The sequence below is a fragment of the Microbacterium sp. MMO-56 genome (assembly GCF_037146215.1).
In the GTDB taxonomy this organism is placed as follows: domain Bacteria; phylum Actinomycetota; class Actinomycetes; order Actinomycetales; family Microbacteriaceae; genus Microbacterium.
The window spans coordinates 117,655-138,686 of record NZ_JBBCVW010000004.1 but is presented as its reverse complement, the minus strand read 5'-3'; the positions used below and the strand labels follow the sequence as shown (position 1 = coordinate 138,686).

At 72.4% G+C, this 21,032-nt stretch carries 18 protein-coding genes; 13 read left to right on the top strand and 5 right to left on the bottom strand.

The genetic code is table 11. The annotated features are described in order from the left end of the window. Positions 1-26: 26 nt before the first annotated feature. From WFI00_RS05335 to WFI00_RS05325, 3 genes are all read right to left on the bottom strand, one after another. Positions 27-1,676 (bottom strand): amidohydrolase, encoded by a 1,650-nt coding sequence (locus WFI00_RS05335; RefSeq protein WP_336630437.1) that lies wholly within the window; start codon positions 1,674-1,676, stop codon positions 27-29. 169 nt (positions 1,677-1,845) lie between these two features. After that, positions 1,846-2,436 (bottom strand): TetR/AcrR family transcriptional regulator, encoded by a 591-nt coding sequence (locus WFI00_RS05330; protein ID WP_336630436.1) that lies wholly within the window; start codon positions 2,434-2,436, stop codon positions 1,846-1,848. A 28-nt stretch (positions 2,437-2,464) separates the two neighbouring features. Then, the gene (locus tag WFI00_RS05325) at positions 2,465-4,246 is read right to left on the bottom strand and encodes a DEAD/DEAH box helicase (protein WP_336630435.1); all 1,782 of its coding nucleotides are present in this window, start codon (positions 4,244-4,246) and stop codon (positions 2,465-2,467) included. A 132-nt stretch (positions 4,247-4,378) separates the two neighbouring features. Between WFI00_RS05325 and WFI00_RS05320 the strand changes: the two genes are divergently transcribed. Continuing rightward, on the top strand, positions 4,379-5,818 hold the full coding sequence (locus WFI00_RS05320; RefSeq protein WP_336630434.1) for an MFS transporter: 1,440 nt from the start codon (positions 4,379-4,381) through the stop codon (positions 5,816-5,818). Between the two features lie 156 nt (positions 5,819-5,974). Here the strand turns inward: WFI00_RS05320 and WFI00_RS05315 are convergent, their stop codons facing one another. Both WFI00_RS05315 and WFI00_RS05310 read right to left on the bottom strand, forming a co-directional pair. After that, positions 5,975-7,636, bottom strand: coding sequence for a BCCT family transporter (locus tag WFI00_RS05315; RefSeq protein WP_336630433.1), 1,662 nt, complete (start codon positions 7,634-7,636; stop codon positions 5,975-5,977). 73 nt (positions 7,637-7,709) lie between these two features. After that, on the bottom strand, positions 7,710-8,297 hold the full coding sequence (locus WFI00_RS05310; RefSeq protein WP_336630432.1) for a MarR family winged helix-turn-helix transcriptional regulator: 588 nt from the start codon (positions 8,295-8,297) through the stop codon (positions 7,710-7,712). A 126-nt stretch (positions 8,298-8,423) separates the two neighbouring features. On the opposite strand from WFI00_RS05310, the gene WFI00_RS05305 reads away from it, so the two are divergent. From WFI00_RS05305 to WFI00_RS05250, 12 genes are all read left to right on the top strand, one after another. Next, positions 8,424-9,110, top strand: a complete 687-nt coding sequence (locus WFI00_RS05305; protein ID WP_336630431.1) for a hypothetical protein — start codon at positions 8,424-8,426, stop codon at positions 9,108-9,110. 84 nt (positions 9,111-9,194) lie between these two features. Next, positions 9,195-9,902, top strand: a complete 708-nt coding sequence (locus tag WFI00_RS05300) for a sirohydrochlorin chelatase (RefSeq protein WP_336630430.1) — start codon at positions 9,195-9,197, stop codon at positions 9,900-9,902. 284 nt (positions 9,903-10,186) lie between these two features. Continuing rightward, positions 10,187-11,935: a nitrite/sulfite reductase gene (locus WFI00_RS05295; RefSeq protein WP_336630429.1), complete on the top strand. Its 1,749-nt coding sequence runs from the start codon at positions 10,187-10,189 to the stop codon at positions 11,933-11,935. After that, positions 11,932-12,675, top strand: a complete 744-nt coding sequence (locus tag WFI00_RS05290; RefSeq protein ID WP_336630428.1) for a phosphoadenylyl-sulfate reductase — start codon at positions 11,932-11,934, stop codon at positions 12,673-12,675. Before WFI00_RS05295 ends, WFI00_RS05290 begins: the two co-directional genes overlap by 4 nt. Next, complete coding sequence (gene cysD / locus WFI00_RS05285) at positions 12,672-13,589, top strand: sulfate adenylyltransferase subunit CysD (protein WP_336630427.1); 918 nt, start codon at positions 12,672-12,674, stop codon at positions 13,587-13,589. The genes WFI00_RS05290 and cysD overlap by 4 nt, the downstream gene beginning before the upstream one ends. Beyond that, complete coding sequence (locus tag WFI00_RS05280) at positions 13,589-14,905, top strand: sulfate adenylyltransferase subunit 1 (protein WP_336630426.1); 1,317 nt, start codon at positions 13,589-13,591, stop codon at positions 14,903-14,905. The genes cysD and WFI00_RS05280 overlap by 1 nt, the downstream gene beginning before the upstream one ends. Before the next feature lie 67 nt (positions 14,906-14,972). Beyond that, positions 14,973-16,052, top strand: a complete 1,080-nt coding sequence (locus WFI00_RS05275) for an ABC transporter substrate-binding protein (RefSeq protein ID WP_336630425.1) — start codon at positions 14,973-14,975, stop codon at positions 16,050-16,052. Positions 16,053-16,210: 158 nt separating this feature from the next. Beyond that, on the top strand, positions 16,211-16,939 hold the full coding sequence (locus WFI00_RS05270; protein WP_442928301.1) for an ABC transporter ATP-binding protein: 729 nt from the start codon (positions 16,211-16,213) through the stop codon (positions 16,937-16,939). Further along, positions 16,929-17,846 carry an ABC transporter permease gene (locus tag WFI00_RS05265; RefSeq protein WP_336630424.1) on the top strand — a complete coding sequence of 306 codons (918 nt, stop codon included), beginning with the start codon at positions 16,929-16,931 and terminating at the stop codon, positions 17,844-17,846. Before WFI00_RS05270 ends, WFI00_RS05265 begins: the two co-directional genes overlap by 11 nt. Further along, the gene (gene cobA / locus WFI00_RS05260) at positions 17,843-18,649 is read left to right on the top strand and encodes a uroporphyrinogen-III C-methyltransferase (protein WP_442928296.1); all 807 of its coding nucleotides are present in this window, start codon (positions 17,843-17,845) and stop codon (positions 18,647-18,649) included. Before WFI00_RS05265 ends, cobA begins: the two co-directional genes overlap by 4 nt. Then, positions 18,646-20,058: an FAD-dependent oxidoreductase gene (locus WFI00_RS05255; RefSeq protein WP_336630423.1), complete on the top strand. Its 1,413-nt coding sequence runs from the start codon at positions 18,646-18,648 to the stop codon at positions 20,056-20,058. Before cobA ends, WFI00_RS05255 begins: the two co-directional genes overlap by 4 nt. Then, entirely contained in the window at positions 20,055-21,029 is a 975-nt protein-coding gene (locus WFI00_RS05250) for an NAD(P)/FAD-dependent oxidoreductase (protein ID WP_336630422.1), read from the top strand. Before WFI00_RS05255 ends, WFI00_RS05250 begins: the two co-directional genes overlap by 4 nt. Positions 21,030-21,032 lie beyond the last annotated feature (3 nt).

The following is a 21,032-nucleotide window of genomic DNA, read 5'->3' as shown; positions in this document are numbered from 1 at the left end:
GGTGCAGAAGAGTCGGATGCCGCCGCTCAGGCGGCCGCGAACACGCGCGACCCGGCGAACCACGTGGCGAGGGTGCGCGTCGTCGCGAGATCGGCCGGGTCGACCGTGAACGGGTCGCGGTCGATGACGGCGAAGTCGGCGGATTTGCCGACCTCGATCGTGCCGATGCGATCGGAGAGTCCGAGCGCGGCGGCGCCGCCGCGCGTGTAGGCGTGCAGAGCCTCTCGCACCGCGATCGCCTGATCGATCGCCACGGTGCCGGGCAGCACTCCGTACGGGTCGGCGCGCGTCACGAGGCTGCTGATGGCCGCCCAGGGATTCGGGTCGGGCGAGACCGGCCAGTCCGAGCCGCACGCCACGGTGGTCCCCGCGTCGAGCAGGTCGCGATTGGGATGGATGCGCGCCATGACATCCGGCTCGAGGACCGATTCGAGCGCGTCCATGATGACGCTCGGCGACCAGAGCGCGGGCGAGATCTCCGCGACGACGCCGAGGCGCGCGAGGCGCGGCACATCATCGGGGGCGATGAACTGGCCGTGCGCGATGTGGAAGATGACGTCGACGCCCTCGGATCGGACCGTCTCGACGGCATCGAGCACGTACCGGACCGATGCATCGCCCGTGCAGTGGACCTTGACCCCGATGCCCCGACCGCCGGCGTTGCGCAGCCAGCCCAGCAGCTCCTCCGGCGGCATGGTCGTCGTTCCGTGGAAGCAGGCACCGTGCGGGCCGCCGTCGCGGTAGGGCTCGAGGAAGGCCGCGGTGTAGGCGGGGGGCACGCCGTCGAGGAAGATCTTCGCGAAGTCGGGCAGGTGATGCGGGGTGCGGAACTGCTCGCGCATCGCGAACAGGTCGTCGCCCAGCACCGACGTGCCGAAGATGAAGTCGTTGACGAGCATCGCGGACACGGCCCAGGCCGACAGCTCACCCCGCTCATCCAGCAGCGCGAGGCCCGCCATGAGTCCCTCGGAGGCGGACGCGTCCATGAACGCAGTGATGCCCCGCTCGTTCATGATCTCGATCCCGCGGGCCGAACAGCGTGCCCAGAACTCCGCATCCGCGGGCGTCGCCTCGGCACGCACGACCTCCACGAGCGCACCGGCCGCTTCGATCAGCACCCCGGTCAGCGCCCCGGAGGGGTCACGGAGGATCTGGCCGCCCTGCGGATCGGGAGAGTCGCGTGTGATTCCCGCGGCCGTCATCGCCGCCGTGTTGGCCCACCGGTTGTGGAGCGAGTCGTCGGCGAGCAGCACCTTCTTCCCCCCGCTCGCGGCATCGAGCGCCGCGAGTGCCGCCGGGTCGGTGAGGGCCCCGAACAGACCCGAGCCCCACGCTCCGCCGACGATCCACTCGTCATCGGGGTGGCTCCCCGCCCACTGCGCGACGGCGGCGACGATCTCGTCGACCCCCGCCGTGTCCGGGAACGAGCATTCGAACAGCTCGGCGCGCCCCGCGGCCGAGTGATGATTGTGGGCGTCGACGAGCCCGGGGATCACGACCGCCCCGTCGAGGTCCTCGACGAGCGTCGCGGGTCCGATGAGCGCCCCCATCTCGGCGTCCGCGCCCACGGCGACGACGCGACCGTCGCGGACGGCGAAGGCGTCGGCCACGGACGATGCGTCGTCGAGCGTGTGGACACGGGCGTTGCGTACGACCAGGTCGGCGGGGTCGGTCATTCTCGCTCCTCGGGTGCTGCGATGTTTTTTCTATACAGCGGTAGAGCAAAAATGGCACCGCGCTCCGTGCCGCGCAACGCCGCGGAGCACTCGGGGCGGATATTTATCACGGCCGTTACATGAGGAAACACCTCCGGCACACGCGGACGCGTTTCGTGACGGGGGTGTGTCAGCGCGCCGCGGACAGAAGCGAGCCGATCAGTGCGTCGAGTCGCTCCGTCGTGGCGGTCTCCGGCATCAGGACGGCCGACGCCTGCACGCCGTTGGTGGCCGCCAGGAGGTGGTCGACATAGGCGCGACGATCGAGCCCCGGCGCGATCTCCCCGGCATCCTGCATCTCCTCGAGGAGGACCTCGAACTCGGCCTCCCACTGACCCACCAGCTCCAGATAGAGCGCTCGCATCTCGAGGTCATGGGCGGCGTACTCGAGGAAGGGGATCACGATCCGTGACTCCAGCAGCCGTTCCTCGTCGAGCGGAAAGAGCTCGGCGAGGAAGGCCCGGAGGGCGGCTGCCCCCCGGAGACCCCGCGCCCGCTCGTCGGCGTAGCGGCGGCTCGTGACGTCGAACACGTGTCGGAACGCCGCGGCGAGGATTGCCCGCTTGTTGGGGAAGTACCCGGCCAGTGCCCCGTTGGCCATCCCCAGCTCGGAGGCCAGCCCGCGCATCGTGGTGGCCTCCATGCCGTCGCGCGCGATGACGCGCCACGTCGCCTGCACGATCTCGGCGCGGCGGGCGTCATGGTCGACGATCTTGGGCACGACCGATCATCCTCGTCTCGTGTGCGGGTCAGTCGCGGCGGGGACGACGCTCGTCGCGATCGCGATCGCGCACCGGACGCTCCCCACGATCGGGGCGCTTCGCGGAGCGCTGGAAGCGGTCGGGCTTGATCTCGATGAGTCGCCCCGAGATGCGGGTGTTCTCGAGCCGCTTGAGGGTGTCGCGCGACAGGTCGGCGGGCAGCTCGACGAGCGAGAAGTCGGGCCGGATCTGGATCGCCCCGAAGTCCTCGCGGCGGAAGCCGCCCTCGTTGGCGAGCGCGCCGACGATCTGGCGGGGCTCGACCTTGTGCCGGCGCCCCACCTCGATGCGGTAGGTCGCCGTGGGTCCGGATGCCCGGCGCTCGCGCGCAGGCCGGTCGCCCGATCCGCCCGCATCGCGGTCGCGGGTGCGGTCGCGCTCGAACCGGTCGCGCTCGCGGCGTGCGGGCTCGTCGGCCTCGGCATCCAGCAGCAGCGGCGTCTCACCCTGCGCTACGACGGCGAGCGCCGCGGCGACGTCCGCCTCGGGGACGTCGTGGTGGGTGACGTAGTGGTTGATGATGTCGCGGAACCGGTCGATGCGCTCGGTGTCGCCGAGCGCCGCCGTGATCGCGTCGTCGAAGCGCGTGAGGCGCGTCGCGTTGACGTCCTCAGCGGTCGGCAGCGCCATCTCGGTGAGCGGCTGACGGGTGGCGCGCTCGATCGTGGACAGCATCCGCCGCTCGCGCGGAGTGACGAACGAGATCGCGTCGCCGGTCCGGCCGGCGCGACCGGTGCGTCCGATGCGGTGGACGTAGGACTCGGTGTCGATCGGCAGGTCGAAGTTCACGACGTGGCTGATGCGTTCGACGTCGAGCCCGCGGGCGGCGACGTCGGTCGCGACCAGGATGTCGAGCTTGCCGTCCTTGAGCTGGTTGACCGTGCGCTCGCGCTGCGCCTGCGCCACGTCGCCGTTGATCGCGGCGGCCGTGTATCCACGGGCGCGCAGCTTCTCGGCGAGGGTCTCGGTCTCGTTCTTGGTGCGGGTGAAGACGATCATCCCCTCGAAGTTCTCGACCTCGAGGATGCGGGTCAGGGCATCCACCTTCTGCGGGTAGGAGACGACGAGGTAGCGCTGGGTGATGTTCGCCGAAGTCGTCGTCTTGGCCTTGACGTTGATCTCGTCGGGGTCCTTCAGATACGTCCCCGCCAGGCGGCGGATCTGCGCGGGCATGGTCGCGGAGAACAGGGCGACCTGCTTGCCGGCCGGCGTGTCCGCGAGGATCGTCTCGACGTCCTCGGCGAAGCCCATCTTCAGCATCTCGTCGGCCTCGTCGAGCACGAGGAAGCGGAGCTCGGAGAGGTCGAGCGTGCCTTTGTCGAGGTGGTCCATGATGCGGCCGGGCGTGCCGACGACGACGTGCACGCCGCGCCGCAGCGCCGACAGCTGCTGACCGTACCCCTGGCCGCCGTAGACCGGCAGCACGTGCACGCCCTTCAGCCGGGCGGCGTACGACTCGAACGCCTCGCACACCTGCAGGGCGAGCTCGCGCGTCGGCGCGAGCACGAGCGCCTGCGGCGTCTTCTGCGACAGGTCGAGCTGCGACAGGATCGGCAGCGCGAACGCCGCCGTCTTGCCGGTGCCGGTCTGCGCGGTGCCGAGCACGTCGCGGCCGGCCAGCAGCGGCGGGATGGTGGCCGCCTGGATCGCGGACGGCGTCTCGTAGCCCACGTCGCGCACGGCGCGGAGCACGGCGTCGTCGAGGCCGAGGTCGGCGAAGGTGAGGGAGGGGGTCGCCGGGGCTTCCTCGGGCGCGGTCTCGGTCGTCATCCCCCCACGCTAGTCGTCGCGAGCCGTGCGAACGCCTTGTGCGGGGCCTAGTGTGGGCACGAGCCGCGTCGTCGCGGCGAGCGGGCGCCGCGGTGCACCGGGAGTTCACCGAGAGGACCTAGCGTGACGAACATGTCTCTCCCCGATCATCCCGCCCCCGATGCCGTCGCCGCGTCGGGCGAGCGGACGTCCTCCGCAGGGCTCTCGACCGCCCCCGTGCCTCGGCGCCGGGTCTTCGCGTGGGCGCTGTGGGACTGGGCGACCCAGCCGTTCAACTCGGTGCTCCTCACCTTCGTCTGGGTGCCGAGCTTCCTGGTGTCGCCGTTCTTCCTGGACCCGTCGGTCGCGGCGAGCGGCGTCGTCGACGGGAGGGCGATCGACTGCGACACGGCGGCGAACACGGCCACCGAGTACTGCCGCAGCCTCGGCTCCCTCGACGCCAGCCTGGGATGGGGCATCACGATCGCGGGGCTGATGATCGCACTCATCGCGCCCGTCGTCGGCCAACGCGCCGACGCGCTCGGCCGGCGCAAGCTCATGCTGGGCGTGTTCACGGGGCTCCTGGTCGCGTGCCAGCTCGCGATGGCCTTCGTGCAGGGCGTGCCCACCATGTTCTGGTTCGGCGTCGCGATGATCGCGCTCGGCAGCGTCGTGAGCGAGATCGCCGGAGCGAACTACAACGCCCTCCTCGTCTCCGTGTCGACCCCGGCCACCGTCGGACGCGTGTCCGGACTCGGGTGGGGGTTCGGCTACCTCGGCGGGATCATCGCCCTCGCCACGGTCGTGGGACTCATCCTGGCCGGCGTCCTGGACGGCACCCAGCCGCTCACCTTCCAGCTCGTCGCGGCGGGGGCGAGGGTGTGGACGCTCGTCTTCTCCATCCCCATCTTCCTCAGCGTGCCCGAGCCGCCGCCGGGGTCCGACGCGCGCGCGGTGGGCTTCTTCGCCGGGTACGCCGAGGTCGTCCGGTCGATCCGGGGGCTGTGGCGCACCGCCCGCCCGACGCTGTGGTTCCTGCTGGCATCCGCCGTCTACCGCGACGGCCTCGCCGCCGTCTTCACGTTCGGAACGGTCATCGCCGGCCGCGTCTTCGGGTTCGGGTTCACCGACCTCGTCGTGTTCGGCATCGCCCTGAATCTCGTCGCCGGGATCTCCACGATCTTCGCGGGGCGCCTCGACGACCGCTTCGGTCCCAAGACCGTCATCCTCGTCGCGATCGGCGGCATCGTCGCCTGCTGCCTCACGGTGTTCTTCGCCGCGGGCAGCGGCAAGGCCCTGTTCTGGATCGTCGGCATCGTCCTGGCGGTGTTCGTCGGCCCCGCTCAGGCGGCGTCGCGGTCCTTCCTCGCGCGCGTGACGCCGGCGGGCCACGAGGGCGAGGTCTTCGGCCTGTACGCGACCACGGGTCGCGCCGCCAGCTGGATGGCATCGCTCCTGTGGGGCGTGTTCATCGCCCTCGCCGCGAACCAGACCCTCTACGGCATCCTCGGCATCGCGCTCGTGCTCGCCGTGGGCTTCGTGATGCTCATCTTCGTGAAGGCGCCGCCCCGCTCAGCCGCCGCGCCGCGCTGAGCCTCGCGGCGCGATCCGTGGCCAGCGTGGCGGCGAGTTTCGGGCGCCTGTGAGGACCGAAGCCCGCCACGAGCGCGTTTTGGGCGCCTGAGGCGTCCGAAACTCGGATGCCCGGGGGCACGGATGCCCGGAGCAGGGCCCCCCGGCGCGCGAGGGTCAGGGGTGGGGGCGCCGGCGCGGGCGGAGCCAGGTCGGCATCCGGACGCCCTGCTCGTTGCCGGACTCGACGTCCAAGCCGTAGTGATCCCCGACGTACTCGACGAGCTGTGCCCGCTCGGCCCGCTCGTAGACGCGCCGTTCACGCCGGAACGCGATGACGGTCGACCAGCAGATGAGGAGCATCACGACGCTGAACGGCAGCGCGATGGTGATCGCGGCGGTCTGCAGCGCCTGGAGACCGCCCGCGAGCAGCAGCGCCACCGCGAGCACCGAGGTCGCGAGGGTGAAGAAGGTGCGGATCCACCGGCGGGGCTCGGCGTCGCCGCCCGTGGCGAGCATGCCCATGACCAGGGCGCCCGAGTCGGCGGAGGTCACGAAGAAGATCGCGATGAGCAGGATCGCCCCGATCGTGAGGACCTGGCCCGCGGGGAGATGCGCGAACAGCTGGAACAGCGCGCCCTGCAGGTCGACGGTGCCGTCCGGGGCGAGCATCGAGCCGGGCTCGCGCAGCTCCTGCGCGAGGGCCGACCCGCCGAGCACGGCGAACCACAGGATGCCGACGAGCGTCGGGACGATGAGGACGCCGAGCACGAACTCCCGCACCGTGCGGCCCTTGCTGACGCGCGCGATGAAGATGCCCACGAACGGCGCCCATGAGATCCACCACCCCCAGTAGAACGACGTCCACGACGCCTGCCACTGCTCACCCGCCTCGCCCTGGAACGCGCTGACGGTGAAGCTCAGGCCCACGAAGTTCTGAAGGTACGCGCCGATCGACTGCACCCATTCGCGCAGCAGGTACACCGTGTTGCCGGCGAAGAGGACGAACAGCAGCAGGATTCCCGCGAGCACCAGATTGAACGTCGACAGCCACTTCATGCCGCGGCTCACGCCGGACAGCACCGACGCCAGCACGAAGACGGTGATGACGCCGATGATGAGGATCTGCATCGCCGTGTCGGGCGCCCCGAAGCCCGCCGCGTCGAGCCCCGCACCGATCTGGAGGACGCCGAGCCCCAGGGAGGTCGCGACGCCGAAGATCGTGCCGACGAGGGCCAGGGCGTCGATCACGCTCCCCCACGCACCACGCACCCGCTTGCCGAGGAGGGGCTCGAGGGCCCACCGGATCGAGATCGGCCGTCGGCGACGATGGATCGCGTAGGCGAGCGCCACCCCGACCACGACGTAGATCGCCCACGCCTGCACCCCCCAGTGGAGGTAGGTCTGGGTCAGCGCGCTCTGCGCGAGCTGCGCATCGGTGCCGGAGACGCCGGGGCGCGGTTGCACGAAGTGGCTGAGCGGCTCGCTGACACCGTAGAAGACGAGTCCGATGCCCATCCCCGCGGCGAACAGCAGCGAGAACCAGGCCCCCAACGAGAACTCCGGCTCGTCGTCGTCGCGTCCGAGCCGGATGTCGCCGAAGCGACTGAAGCCGAGCACCAGGGCGAAGACGACGAAGAAGGCCGCGATCAGGACGTAGTACCAGCTGAACGTGCGGACGATGGCCGACTGCAGCGTCGCGAAGACCGTCTCCGCCGTCGCGGGGAACAGGATCGCGAAGCCCGCGATGATCGCCACCACCGCGGCGGCGGGCCAGAACACCCAGCGGGAGATTCCTCGAGAGGCGAGCGGATCGGCGGCCGGGGGGATCTCGGTCATCGTCCCAGGCTATCCGGGAGATCCCGCCGCCATCCGAGCTTGCCTCTGCGGGGAGATCCCGCTAGACCCGCGGTCAGTCCCGCGGGAGCCATCCCGCGGCCAGCTTCGTCAGCAGACGCGCGAGCTCGGAGCGTTCGGCGTCCGTGAAGTCCGCGAGCGCCTCCGCGAGATGCTCGCGCCGCTGGCCGCGGACGCCCCGTACGAGGCCGGCGCCGTCCTCGGTGAGCGCGACGCGGGTGCGCCGGGCGTCGTCGGGATCGGCCTCGCGACGCACCAGGCCGAGTTCGACGCCCTGCTGGATCAGACGCGAGGCGCGCGGCTGGTCGACACCGATCGCCTCGCCGATCTCGCTGACGCTCAACGGGTGCGTCGCGGTCGCCAGGGCGTCCAGCATCCGCAGACGGGCGAGGCCCGCCATCCGCGCCCCCGGCCCGAAACCCGGCGCGAATCCTGGACCCGGTCCGAACCCGGCTTCGCGCCCGACCCGCCGGTGCGGTCCACCGTGACCGCGGTGGCCGGAGTGGTCGCCGCGGTCGCCGCGGTCGCCGTGGTCGGCGCCCCGCGAGGGGTGTTCACCGCGTGGGCGCCCGCGCATCCGGCCGAGCGCCGCGGCGATGGCATCCAGGTCTCGCGCCGCCGGGTCGTTCTCAGCATCGGTCATGCTCCGAATTTACATGCGTATTGACATGCTCTCGACATACATGTCATACTGCATGTACATGCACAATGACATGTATCGGCGAACGGATCCCCGCCGCCCTTCAGATCTCTCGAAAGGACCTCTCCCATGGAGAACCACACCCCCACCCCCCACATCCCCGACCCGTCCCGACCCGCCGACGGACGCCACGGCTCCACGCACGACCGCCCGTTCGGCTTCTGGCTCCGCGCGGTCGACCACCTGATCGCCCGCGAGTCCGCCTCGGTGTTCGCCGACGAAGGCGTCTCGCCGCGCGAGGCACGTCTCCTCGCGGTCGTCGCAGGAATCGGCCCCGGCGCCCACGCGCCGGACGAGGACGAGCGTCTGCGCCGTCGCTTCGCCTCGAAGCTGCGCCGCCTCGCCGATCGCGGCTGGGCGACCGAGTCCGACGGCAGCTGGAGCCTCACCGACGAGGGGCGCGCCGTCCAGGAGCGTCTCACCGCAGCCCTCGACGGCGTCCGCGCCCGTGTCGCGGGCTCCGTCTCCGAGGCGGACTTCGCCACGACGCGGGCGACCCTCGAGGCCATCGCCCGGGACCTCGGCGCGGACCGGATCGACGCCGGACGCCCCGGATCCGGACGCCCCGGATTCGGACCCCGCGGCTTCGGCGGACCCCGCGGCTTCGGACGCCACGGGTTCGGCGGCCCCCGAGGTCTCGACGACCGCTCCGGCGACCACGACCGAGGCCACGGCCACGGCCGGCGTCGCGCCGAGCAGGCGTACGCGAGGGGCTTCGACGCCGGGTTCGCCCGCGGCCGCGAGGCGACGGCCTGAACCCGCCGGGGTGGGACGCTCCCCGCATCCCACCCCGCCACCCCCTCTTCCCGCCAGCCGGGCCGCACGCGAGACAATGACGGCATGACGACCCTCCTCGCGATCTCGCACGGCACCGGCGACCCCGCGGGGCAGGCGGCCGTCGCCGCGCTCGTCACGGCGGTCGCCGACCGGATGCCGGAGACGGATGTCCGGCTCGGCCACGTCGACGTCCAGCAGCCGGACGTCGGATCCTCTCTCGCCGCGCTCGCGGAGCGTCGCGTGACGCTCGTGCCGCTGCTGCTGTCTGCGGGCTACCACGTCCGGGTCGACCTCGCACGGGAGACCGCCGAGCGGACGGATGTCACGATCGCCCCCGCGCTCGGACCCGACCCGCGCCTGGTCGATGTCCTGCTCGCCCGTCTCGTCGAGGCGGGGTTCCCGGCCGACGACACCGTCCGCGGCGACGACACCGGCCCCGAGATCGTCCTCGCCGTCGCGGGGTCGAGCGACGAGCGGGCCAACGACGACTGCCGCCAGGTGGCCCGACTGCTCGCCGAGCGGGTGAGGCGGCCCGTCCGGATCGGCTTCCTCGCCGCCGCCGAACCCCGGCTGCGCGCCGCGGTCGCCGCTGCGCGCACGAGCGGCCGCCCCGTCGTCGTCTCCGCGTATCTGCTCGCGCCCGGGTACTTCCACGACCTCGCCGTCCGCGAGGCGGCGGGTGCGCTCGTCGCACGCCCCCTGCTCGACGCCGACGCCCCGGACCCCGCGCTGGTCGACCTCGTCGTCGAGCGCTATCGCGGCGTGCTCTGACGCCGCCCCCGGACGACGCGCCCCGGCACGCCGCACTCGGACACCGCGACCCGGCATACCGCGCCCCGGCATACGGCCCCACTCCGCGCAGCACATCGCCGGCCCCGCGCGCGATCGTGTGACGCCGCGTTACGCACCGTGACGCATCGTGTCACCGGCCGCGACGGGTCCCGAGGGCGCTCCCTAATCTCTCGGAGGGGTATGCCTCGGGGCATCCCCGTGGGGTCCGGTCACGGACCGCGCCCCACCATCGGAGAGCATCATCCAGCGGGCCGGGGGCCACCATGACGACGAGCGACAGCCACGCGCGCACAGCGGGTGCCGCGGACACCGGTGCGCCGGCGGGGCGTCCCGCCCGGCCCGTGCGCCCCTCTTCGAAGCCGCACGGACAGTGGAAGATCGACGGCACGACCCCCCTCAACGCGAACGAGGAGTGGAAGCAGGTCGACGAGGGGCTGGCCGTCCGCGACCGCATCGAGAACATCTACGCGCAGGGCGGCTTCGCCTCCATCGACCCGACGGACCTGCACGGCCGCTTCCGGGTGTGGGGGCTGTACACGCAGCGCAAGCCCGGCATCGACGGCGGTCGCACCGCCTCTCTCGAACCGCACGAGCTCGAGGACGCCTTCTTCATGCTCCGCGTGCGCATCGACGGCGGCCAGCTGACCACCGAGCAGCTGCGCGTCATCGCCGGGATCTCTCGCGAGTTCGGACGCGACACCGCCGACCTCACCGACCGGCAGAACATCCAGCTGCACTGGATCGAGGTCGAGTCCATGCCCGAGATCTGGCGTCGCCTCGAGGCGGTGGGTCTCGGGACGACCGAGGCGTGCGGCGACGTGCCCCGCGTCATCCTCGGTTCGCCGGTCGCGGGCATCTCCGCCACCGAGCTGATCGATCCGACGCCGCAGATCGAGGAGATCCAGTCGCGCTTCATCGGCGACCCGTCGCTCGCGAACCTGCCGCGCAAGTTCAAGTCCGCGATCACCGGGCATCCCAGCCAGGACGTCGTGCACGAGATCAACGACGTCGCGTTCGTCGCGGTCGAGCATCCCGATCTCGGGATCGGCTACGACCTGTGGGTCGGCGGCGGCCTGTCGACCGCACCCCGCCTCGGCGAGCGGCTGGGGGTCTTCGTCACGGCGGACCGGGTGTCGGACGTGTGGCACGGCGTCGCCCAGATCTTCCGCGACTACGGCTACCGGCGCCTGCGCAACAAGGCGCGCCTGAAGTTCCTGCTCGCCGAGTGGGGTACCGAGAAGTTCCGACGGGTGCTGGAGGACGAGTACCTCGGCTACGCACTCCCCGACGGTCCCGCGGCGCCGAAGCCCGTGAGCGCAGGCGACCACGTCGGCATCCACCGGCAGAAGGACGGCCGGTTCTACATCGGCGTCACCCCGATCGTCGGGCGGGTCTCGGGTCCCACGCTCGACGCGCTCGCCGACCTGATCGAGGCGCACGGATCGACGCGACTGCGCACGACGCCGCATCAGAAGCTCGTCATCCTCGACATCCCCGAGGACCGCGTGCCCTCGCTGGTCGCGGGTCTCGACGAGCTCGGACTCTCGGCTCGGCCGAGCCTCATCCGCCGCGGCACGATCGCGTGCACGGGCATCGAGTTCTGCAAGCTCGCGATCGTCGAGACGAAGGCCCATGCGACGCGGGCCGTCCTCGATCTCGAGGAGCGCCTCGCCCGCGTGGAGGTCCCGCATCGGCTGTCGCTGCACGTGAACGGATGCCCGAACTCGTGCGCCCGCATCCAGACGGCCGACATCGGGCTGAAGGGACAGCTCGTCACGATCGACGGCGAGCAGGTGCCCGGCTACCAGGTGCACCTGGGCGGCGGCCTCGCCTCGCAGGACCGCGACGAGGCCGGGCTCGGCCGCACGGTGCGCGGGCTCAAGGTCGCCGCCGACGGCATCGCCGACTACGTCGAGCGCGTGGTCACCCGCTTCGTCGCGGAGCGCGACGTCGCGGCGGACGAGACGTTCGCCCAGTGGGCGCACCGCGCGGACGAGGAGGCTCTCGTATGAGCGTCTCGCTCGCTCCCCGGGTCACCACCCGCCGCAGCGCCGGCGAGCTGCGCGCACTGGCCGAGGCCGGGAACGCCGCCCTCGGCAGCCTCACCGCGGACGAGGCGTCCGCCGACCGGGTCGTGCGCTGGGTGGCCGACAACTTCGCCGCCGAGGCGGCGGCCGTGGCATGCTCCATGGCCGACGCCGCCCTGCCGCACCTCGTCTCGCGGCATCTGCCGGGCGTCGACGTGCTGTTCCTCGACACGGGCTACCACTTCTCCGAGACGCGGGTCACGCGCGACGAGGTCGATCGCGCCCTCGACGTTCGGGTCGTCGATGTGCTGCCCGAACAGACCGTCGCCGAGCAGGACGCGGCGTTCGGGGCTCGCCTGTACGAACGCGACCCGTCGCTGTGCTGCGCACGACGCAAGGTCGAGCCGCTCCAGAGCGCGCTCGGCGGATACGAGGTGTGGTTCACCGGTGTGCGACGCGAGGAGGCGCCGACCCGCACGCACACCCCGCTGGTGACGTGGGACGAGCGCAACGGACTCGTCAAGGTGAACCCCGTCGCCGCCTGGAGCTTCGACGAGCTCATGGCGTACGCCGCCGCCCACGCGGTGCCGATGAACCTGCTGCTGGATTTCGGGTACCCCTCGATCGGGTGCCGACCGTGCACCCGCCCCGTGGCGCCCGGCGACGACCCCCGTTCCGGCCGCTGGGCCGGGTCGGCCAAGACGGAATGCGGGCTGCACGAATGAGCACGGACCTGATCGCGCCGGCGCGCCTGAGCACCCTCGACCTGCTGGAGGCCGAGGCGATCCACATCATCCGAGAGGTCGTCGCCGAGTTCGAGCGACCCGTCCTGCTGTTCTCCGGCGGCAAGGACTCGGTGGTCGTACTGCACCTCGCGACGAAGGCGTTCTTCCCCGGGCGGGTGCCGTTCCCGGTGCTGCACGTGGACACGGGCCACAACTTCCCCGAGGTCATCGCGTTCCGCGACGAGACCGTCGCACGGCTCGGCCTCACTCTGGAGGTCGCCCGCGTCCAGGACTATCTCGACGATGGGCGCCTGCAGGAGCGCGCCGACGGCACGCGCAACCCGCTCCAGACCCTGCCGCTGCTCGACGCGATCGCGGAGGGCCGCCACGACGCCGTGTTCGGCGGCGCGCGCCGCGACGAGGACAAGGCGCGGGCGAAGGAGCGGATCATCTCGCTGCGCGACGAGTTCGGCCAGTGGGATCCGCGCAACCAGCGCCCCGAGCTGTGGTCGCTGTACAACGGACGGCACACCCCCGGGCAGCACGTGCGGGCCTTCCCGATCTCGAACTGGACCGAGTTGGACATCTGGCGGTACATCGAGCGCGAGGGGATCACCCTGCCGCCGCTGTACTTCGCGCACGAGCGCGAGGTGTATGCCCGCGACGGCATGTGGCGGGCGATCGGCGAGCACTCCCCCGCCCGCACCGGCGAGGAGGTCGTCCGGCGCACGGTGCGCTACCGCACGGTCGGCGACATGAGCTGCACGGGCGCCGTGGAGTCGGATGCCGCGGACGTGGCCGCCATCGTCCGCGAGGTCGCTCGGACGACGATCACGGAACGCGGGGCCACACGGGCGGACGACCGTCTGTCGGAGGCCGCCATGGAGGATCGCAAGAAGGACGGGTACTTCTGATGACCGCGACGATCACGCAGACGCCGACGCTCTTCCGCTTCGCGACGGCGGGCTCGGTCGACGACGGCAAGTCGACTCTCGTGGGGCGTCTGCTCCACGACTCGAAGGCCATCCTCGCCGACCAGCTGGCCCAGGTGCAGCGCACCTCCGCCGAACGCGGATTCGCGCACGGCGAGTTCGACTTCGCGCTGCTGACCGACGGCCTGCGCGCCGAGCGCGAGCAGGGCATCACGATCGACGTCGCGTACCGGTACTTCTCGACCGGCACGCGCTCCTTCGTGCTCGCCGACTGCCCCGGTCACGTGCAGTACACGCGCAACATGGTCACCGGGGCCACGACGGCGGACGCCGTCGTGGTCCTGATCGACGCCCGCAAGGGCGTGCTGGAGCAGACCCGGCGCCACCTCGCCGTGGTCGCCCTGCTGCGCGTGCCGCACGTCGTGGTCGCGGTGAACAAGATCGATCTGCTGGGCTTCGCGGAGGACCGCTTCACGCCGGTCGCCGACGAGGTGCGCGCGGTCGCCGGCGATCTGGGCATCGCCGACGTGCACGTCCTGCCGGTCTCGGCGCTCGAGGGTGACAACATCGTCGAACGCTCCGACCGCACTCCCTGGTACCGCGGCCCGGCGCTGCTCGAACTCCTGGAGACCCTCCCCGCGCACGACGAACTCGAGACCGCCTCCGACGACTTCCGCCTGCCGGTCCAGCTCGTCCTGCGTCCGCAGGGCGGCCTCGCGCCCGAGCTCGCCGCCGACCCGGAGGCCGCCGAACGACACCGTGACCACCGGTCGTTCGCCGGACGCATCTCGTCGGGGTCCGTGCGGGTCGGAGACCGGGTGACGGTCTTCCCCGCCGGGGTCGACACGACCGTCACCGCGATCGACGTGTCCGGTCGCGCCGCCGACGAGGCGGTCGCCCCGCAGTCGGTGTCGGTGCAGCTCGCCGACGAGGTGGACGCGGCGCGCGGCGCCGTCATCGCCGCCGCCGGGACCCTGCCGGCACCGACGCGCACGATCGACGCCGAGCTCTTCCAGCTCGACGCCCGCGCCCTGACGCCCGGGAGCCGAGTGCTCGTCAAGCACGGCACCACCACCGTTCAGGCCCTCGTCGCGGACATCGTCTCGCGACGAGACCTGGACACGCTCGCCCACGAGCCGGCGACGACGATCGCGGTCAACGAGATCGGCCGCGCCACCCTGCGGCTGTCCGCCGATCTCGCCGTCGAGCCCTATGCCACGAACCGGGCGACCGGATCGTTCCTCGTGATCCACCCCCAGGACGGTGCGACCCTCGCCGCCGGAACCGTCCAGGCGTGATCCCCGACCGCACCGCCCGCACGACCCGCGCATCCGCGCACATCCGCACCCCGAAGGAGGCGAACCGATGAAGAAGACCACACGTATCCTCACCCTGACCGCACTGGCCGTGTCGAGCATGATGGCGTTCGCCGGCTGCTCCTCCGCGGCATCCGCCGACACGGCGGGCGACCCCACCGGCGGCACGCCGGCGGCGGAGCTCCGCCTCGGCTACTTCGCGAACGTGACGCACGCCCCCGCGCTGATCGGGCTCCAGGAGGGCATCTTCCAGGAGGCGCTCGGCGACACGGCGCTCACGACGCAGACCTTCAACGCCGGACCGGCGGCGATCGAGGCCCTCTCGGCGGGAGCGATCGACGCGACCTTCATCGGGCCGAACCCGTCGATCAACACGTTCATCCAGTCCGGCGGCGCCTCCGCACGCATCGTCGCGGGCGCGACCACGGGCGGTGCGGCCCTCGTGGTCCGCGACGGCATCGACACGCCCGCCGACCTCGCGGGAACGACGATCGCGACGCCGCAGCTCGGCAACACGCAGGACGTCGCCCTGCGCAGCTGGCTGAAGGAGCAGGGCTTCACCACCGACACGACCGGCGGCGGCGACGTGCACGTCACGCCGACCGAGAACGCGCAGACGCTGACGCTGTTCCAGCAGGGACAGATCGACGGCGCGTGGCTCCCGGAGCCGTGGGTCTCGCGGCTCGTCGTCGACGCGGGCGCGAAAGTGCTCGTCGACGAGGCCGACCTCTGGCCGGACGGCGCCTTCCCCACGACCGTGCTGCTCGTGCGCAAGGACTATCTCGACGCCCATCCGCAGACCGTCGCCGCGCTCGTGAAGGGCGACCTCGACGCGATCGCATGGATCGCGGACCACCCCGACACCGCGCCGGCCGAGATCAACGCGAAGCTCACCGCCGACACCGGCAAGGGTCTGAGCGACGCCGTGCTGGAGCGGGCGCTCGCGCACGTGACGTTCTCGGCGGACCCCCGCGCCGAGACGTTCCAGACGCTGGTCGACCACGGTCTGGACGCGGGTACGCAGAAGAAGGGCTCGATCGAGGGGCTGTTCGATCTGCGCCTGCTCAACGGGCTGCTGAAGGATCAGGGCGCACCCGCCGTCTCGGCCGACGGCCTCGGGAAGGAGTGACCGTGGTCCGTCCGCGCCCCACGACCCGCCCGGCACCGGCGGCCCCCGCGCCGGAGGTCGCGTCCGCTCCGGCGCCGCCCGCCCGCCCCGCGTCGCCCCTCGGGCCGAGCTTCGACCTCGCGGCGCCGCCGACCCCGGCGGGGCCGACCGCGCCGCCGCTGGTGCGTCTGCAGGGCGTGGGCAAGCGCTTCGGGACCGGTCCGCTCGTCCTCGACGGAGTGAGCCTCGACATCGCCCCCGGCGAGTTCGTCTGCCTCATCGGCGCATCCGGCTGCGGCAAGTCGACGCTGCTGAACCTCATCGCGGGACTCGACGCCCCCTCGTCCGGGACGATCGAGACGCCCCCCGAGGGCACCGCCGTCATGTTCCAGGAATCCGCCCTCATGCCGTGGCTCACCGCGTCGCGCAACGTCGAGCTCGCCCTGCAGCTGCGCGGCGTCGCACGGGCGCAGCGCCGCGAGCGCGCCCGCGAGCTGCTGGACGTCGTGAACCTCGCCGACGCCGCCGACAAGCGCCCGCACGAGCTCTCCGGCGGCATGCGTCAGCGCGTGGCGCTCGCGCGCGCGCTCGCGCAGGACCGGCCGGTCCTGCTGATGGACGAGCCTTTCGCCGCGCTCGACGCGATCACGCGCGACCTGCTCCACGAGGAGCTGGAGCGGGTGTGGCGCGCGACCGGTCGCACGATCGTGTTCGTCACCCACAACGTGCGCGAGGCGGTGCGTCTCGGTCAGCGCGTCATCCTGCTCTCGAGCCGCCCGGGCCGCGTCGCGGACGAGTGGCGGGTGCCCGGCGCGACCGCCCGGCGCATCGAATCGCCCGAGGTGTCGAAGCTGTCGGGGGAGATCACCGACCGCCTGCGCAAGGAGATCCGCCGCAATGCCGCCTGAGACGACGACCGTCGAACGCGCGGATGCCGCGGCATCCGCGTCGGACGACGAGCTGCGCACCCTGGCCTCCGGCCTCGACCGACTGCAGACCGACTCCGTCCGTCCGCCCGGCCGGTGGCGGCGTATCGCCGGCGGCGTGCTCCCGCCCGTGCTGTTCCTGCTCGTCGCGCTGGCGGCGTGGCAGCTCTACGTCGTGATCGCCCACCCCCGACCCGACATCGTGCCCTCGCCTCTGGACGTCGCCACGGCGCTCGGCGACGCGTGGGACGCGGGGCGTCTGCAGCTCGCCGTCGCGACGAGCCTCGAGCGGGGACTGATCGGCTTCCTCATCGCGATCGCGGTCGGCACGCCCATCGGACTGCTGCTGGCCGAGGTCCGCCCGATCCGGCGCGCCGTCGGGCCGATCATCTCGGGCCTGCAGGTGCTGCCGTCCGTCGCGTGGGTGCCCGCCGCGATCCTCTGGTTCGGCTTGTCGGATGCCACGGTCTACTTCGTCATCCTCATGGGGGCGATCCCGTCGATCGTGAACGGCCTGATCGCCGGCGTCGCGCAGGTGCCGCCGCAGCTGCGGCGCGTGGGCACCGTCCTCGGGACGACGCGCGTCACGCAGCCGCTGCTCATCGTCCTGCCAGCGGCCCTTCCCGGATACGTCGCGGGACTGAAGCAGGGTTGGGCGTTCTCCTGGCGCTCGCTCATGGCCGCCGAGATCATCGCGACCGGAGGGACGATCGGGTTCGGCCTGGGGCAGATGCTCGACCAGAGCCGTCAGCTCGCCGACCTCGCCGGAGTCCTCGCGACGATCCTCGTGATCCTCGCCATCGGCATCCTCGTCGAGCTCGCCGTCTTCGCACCCCTCGAGCGGCGGATGCTCCGCAACCGGGGCCTTCTCGTCGGGAGTCCCCGGTGAACGCGCCGATCCCGACACCCGCACCGGCCGGCCGGGTCACCCTCGTCGGCGCCGGCCCCGGCGACGTGGGCCTGCTGACCCTGCGGGGGCTGCGCGCCCTCCAGGAGGCAGACGTCGTCGTGGCCGACCGGCTCGGCGCGCGCGCCGTCCTCGACGGACTGGCGGAGGAGGGGTACGCCCTGACCGCCGAGGTCGTCGACGTGGGGAAGGCGCCGGGCCACCACGCCGTGCCGCAGGACGCCATCAACGCGCTGCTCGTCCAGCTCGCCGGCGAGGGCAGACGGGTCGTCCGGCTGAAGGGCGGTGACCCGTACGTGTTCGGCCGCGGCCTCGAGGAGCTCGCCCACTGCCGCGCGCACGGAGTCGACGTCGAGGTGGTCTCCGGCGTGACGAGCGCGGTCTCGGTGCCGGCGATCGCCGGCATCCCCCTCACCCATCGCGGCCTCGCGACGGCCTTCACCGTCGTGACCGCGCATGACCAGATCTCCGCCGTCGGCGGAGCGCGCGACCACACCGTGGTGCTCCTCATGGGCGTCGGCACCCTCGCCCACGCGGCGCTCACCCTCGCCCGCGGCGACCGCGGCGGCGACTGCCCCGTCGCCATCGTCGAGGACGGCTACGGGCCGGGCCAGCGCGTCACCGTCGGCACGCTCGCGACCATCGCGCACCAGGCCGCCGCCCGCGAGGTGCGCTCACCCGCCGTCGTCGTGGTCGGCGACGTCGTCACCCTCAGCCCCTACGCCCCCGCCGACCTCGCCGCCGTCACGCCGGCCGAGCCCGTCCTCCGAAAGGCATCCCTGTGAGCATCGCCCCCACCCCGGACCTCCGCGTCGCCATCGTCGGTGCGGGACCGGCCGGCATCTACGCCGGCAACATCCTCGCCAACGCCGTCCGCGAGACCGGCGGCACGGTCGCGATCGACCTGTTCGAGTCCCTCCCCGCCCCGTACGGCCTGATCCGGTACGGCGTGGCCCCCGACCATCCGCGCATCAAGGGCATCGTCACCTCGCTCCACGAGATGCTCGACGCCGGATCGATCCGCTTCCTCGGCAACGTCGAGGTCGGCCGGGACATCGCCCTGGACGAGCTGCACGAGCGCTACGACGCCGTCATCCTCGCGACCGGCGCGATCCGCGACGCCGAGCTCGCCGTGCCCGGCATCGACCTGCCGGGATCGTACGGCGCGGCCGACTTCGTCGCCTGGTTCGACGGTCACCCGGACGTGCCCCGCACGTGGCCCCTGACGGCACGAGAGGTGGCCGTCATCGGCAACGGCAACGTGGCGCTCGACGTCGCCCGCGTCCTGGCCAAGCACGCCGAGGACCTCCGCTCGACCGAGGTCGCCGACAACGTGCTCGCCGGACTCGAGGCGTCCGCCGTCACCGACGTGCACGTCTTCGGCCGACGTGGCCCTCTCGACGTGAAGTTCACGCCCATCGAGCTGCGCGAGCTCGGCGAGGTGCCCGGCGTCGACATCGTCCTCGCCGACGAGGACGTCGCGGCGCTCGACGCGGCCGCCGCCCCCGGCAACAACCAGCTCAAGGTCATCCGCAGGATCTTCGACACGTGGCGCACCCGCGAGCCCGAGGCCGCGCGCACCCACGGCGAGCGCGCGCGGAGAGTGCACCTGCACTTCTTCCACTCCCCGATCGCCGTCCTCGGCGAGACGGATGTCGAGGGCGTGCGCTTCGAGCGGACCGCTCCCGTCCCCGGCGATCCGGCCGGCGCCGTCCGTGGCACGGGCGAGCTGCGCGACGTCCCGGTGCAGGCGGTGTACCGGGCCGTCGGATACTTCGGGACGCCCGTGGTCGGCGCTCCGTTCGACGAGCTCCGCGGCGTCGTGCCGAACGTCGAGGGGCGCGTCACGGACGCGTCCGCCGAGCCGATCCCGGGACTGTACGCGACGGGATGGATCAAGCGCGGCCCCGTCGGCCTCATCGGTCACACCAAGTCCGACGCCCTCGAGACGGTGACCCATCTCGTCGCCGACGTGCGCTCCGGCCTCCTGCCCGTCCCCACGGTGCGTGCCGACGTGCGGGAGCTGCTCGACGAGCGGCAGATCGAGTACACGACGTGGGACGGCTGGCTGGCCCTCGATGCGCACGAGCGCGCGCTCGGCGCCGACCACGTCCACACCCGCGACCGCGTCAAGGTCGTGCCCCGCGAGGAGCAGGTCGACATCTCGCGCGCGGGCGCGCTGATCGAGTCGTGACCGGCACGCGGCCGGCCGCCGCGGGGTCGGGCGTGCGGACGGTGGACGTCGTCGTGGTCGGCGGCGGCCCGGCGGGACTCTCCGCCGCGCTCAACCTCGCCCGTGCGCGGGCATCGGTCGTGGTGGTCGATGCGGGACGACCGCGCAACGCGGCGACCCTGCGGTCGCACGGGTTCCTGACGCGCGACGGGGTGCCGCCGATCGAGCTGCGCAAGCTCGCGCACGCGGAGCTCGCGGGCTACCCCGACGTGCGGATCCTCGATCGGACGATCGCCACCGCCGTCGTCCCCGCATCCGACACCATGCGGCCCGCCGGCGCCCGATTCGCCGTCGCCCTCCAGGGGCGCACCGCGGAGCCGTGGCTGGCCGCCCGGTCGATCGTCGTCGCCACGGGTCTGCGCGAGACCCTTCCCGCCGTGGAGGGCATCCGCTCGTTCTACGGGATGTCGCTGTTCAGCTGCGCCGCGTGCGATGCCTGGGAGCTGCAGGGCGGCCGGCTCGCGCTGATCGGCGAGACCCCCGACCTCGCCGCCCGGGCCCGGCTCATCGCCCACTGGACGGACCGGCTCACGGTGTTCACGAACGGCGCAGACACGATCGATGCCGCGGAGGAGGCGGAGCTCGTCGCCTCCGGCGTCGGGGTCGAGCGGGCGCGCATCGCCGAGCTCGTGGGCGAACGCGGCGCCGTCGCGGCGGTGCTGCTCGGCGACGGCGCGCGGGTCGAGATCGACGGAGGGTTCGTCCGGCCGGTGTGGGACCCCGCCCTGGACTTCCTCGACGGGATCGGCGCCGACCGCGACGATGCGGGACACCTGCGGACCGATCGCGCCGGGCGCACGTCGATCCCGGGGCTGTACTCGGCGGGCGACGCCGCCTCCGGTCCGCAGCAGCTCATCGTCGCGGCGGGGCAGGGCGCCCGCGTGGCGGCCGTGCTCGTCCACGACCGCGTCGGCGTCACGACCGCGCACTGAGCG

What these genes read in the sequence shown, in the direction of transcription:
- WFI00_RS05335 (WP_336630437.1), bottom strand. Translation starts at nt 1,676, where the DNA reads ATGACCGACCCCGCCGACCTGGTCGTACGCAACGCCCGTGTCCACACG.
- WFI00_RS05325 (WP_336630435.1), bottom strand. Translation starts at nt 4,246, where the DNA reads ATGACGACCGAGACCGCGCCCGAGGAAGCCCCGGCGACCCCCTCCCTC.
- WFI00_RS05320 (WP_336630434.1), top strand. Translation starts at nt 4,379, where the DNA reads ATGTCTCTCCCCGATCATCCCGCCCCCGATGCCGTCGCCGCGTCGGGC.
- WFI00_RS05315 (WP_336630433.1), bottom strand. Translation starts at nt 7,636, where the DNA reads ATGACCGAGATCCCCCCGGCCGCCGATCCGCTCGCCTCTCGAGGAATC.
- WFI00_RS05310 (WP_336630432.1), bottom strand. Translation starts at nt 8,297, where the DNA reads ATGACCGATGCTGAGAACGACCCGGCGGCGCGAGACCTGGATGCCATC.
- WFI00_RS05305 (WP_336630431.1), top strand. Translation starts at nt 8,424, where the DNA reads ATGGAGAACCACACCCCCACCCCCCACATCCCCGACCCGTCCCGACCC.
- WFI00_RS05300 (WP_336630430.1), top strand. Translation starts at nt 9,195, where the DNA reads ATGACGACCCTCCTCGCGATCTCGCACGGCACCGGCGACCCCGCGGGG.
- WFI00_RS05295 (WP_336630429.1), top strand. Translation starts at nt 10,187, where the DNA reads ATGACGACGAGCGACAGCCACGCGCGCACAGCGGGTGCCGCGGACACC.
- WFI00_RS05290 (WP_336630428.1), top strand. Translation starts at nt 11,932, where the DNA reads ATGAGCGTCTCGCTCGCTCCCCGGGTCACCACCCGCCGCAGCGCCGGC.
- cysD (WP_336630427.1), top strand. Translation starts at nt 12,672, where the DNA reads ATGAGCACGGACCTGATCGCGCCGGCGCGCCTGAGCACCCTCGACCTG.
- WFI00_RS05280 (WP_336630426.1), top strand. Translation starts at nt 13,589, where the DNA reads ATGACCGCGACGATCACGCAGACGCCGACGCTCTTCCGCTTCGCGACG.
- WFI00_RS05275 (WP_336630425.1), top strand. Translation starts at nt 14,973, where the DNA reads ATGAAGAAGACCACACGTATCCTCACCCTGACCGCACTGGCCGTGTCG.
- WFI00_RS05265 (WP_336630424.1), top strand. Translation starts at nt 16,929, where the DNA reads ATGCCGCCTGAGACGACGACCGTCGAACGCGCGGATGCCGCGGCATCC.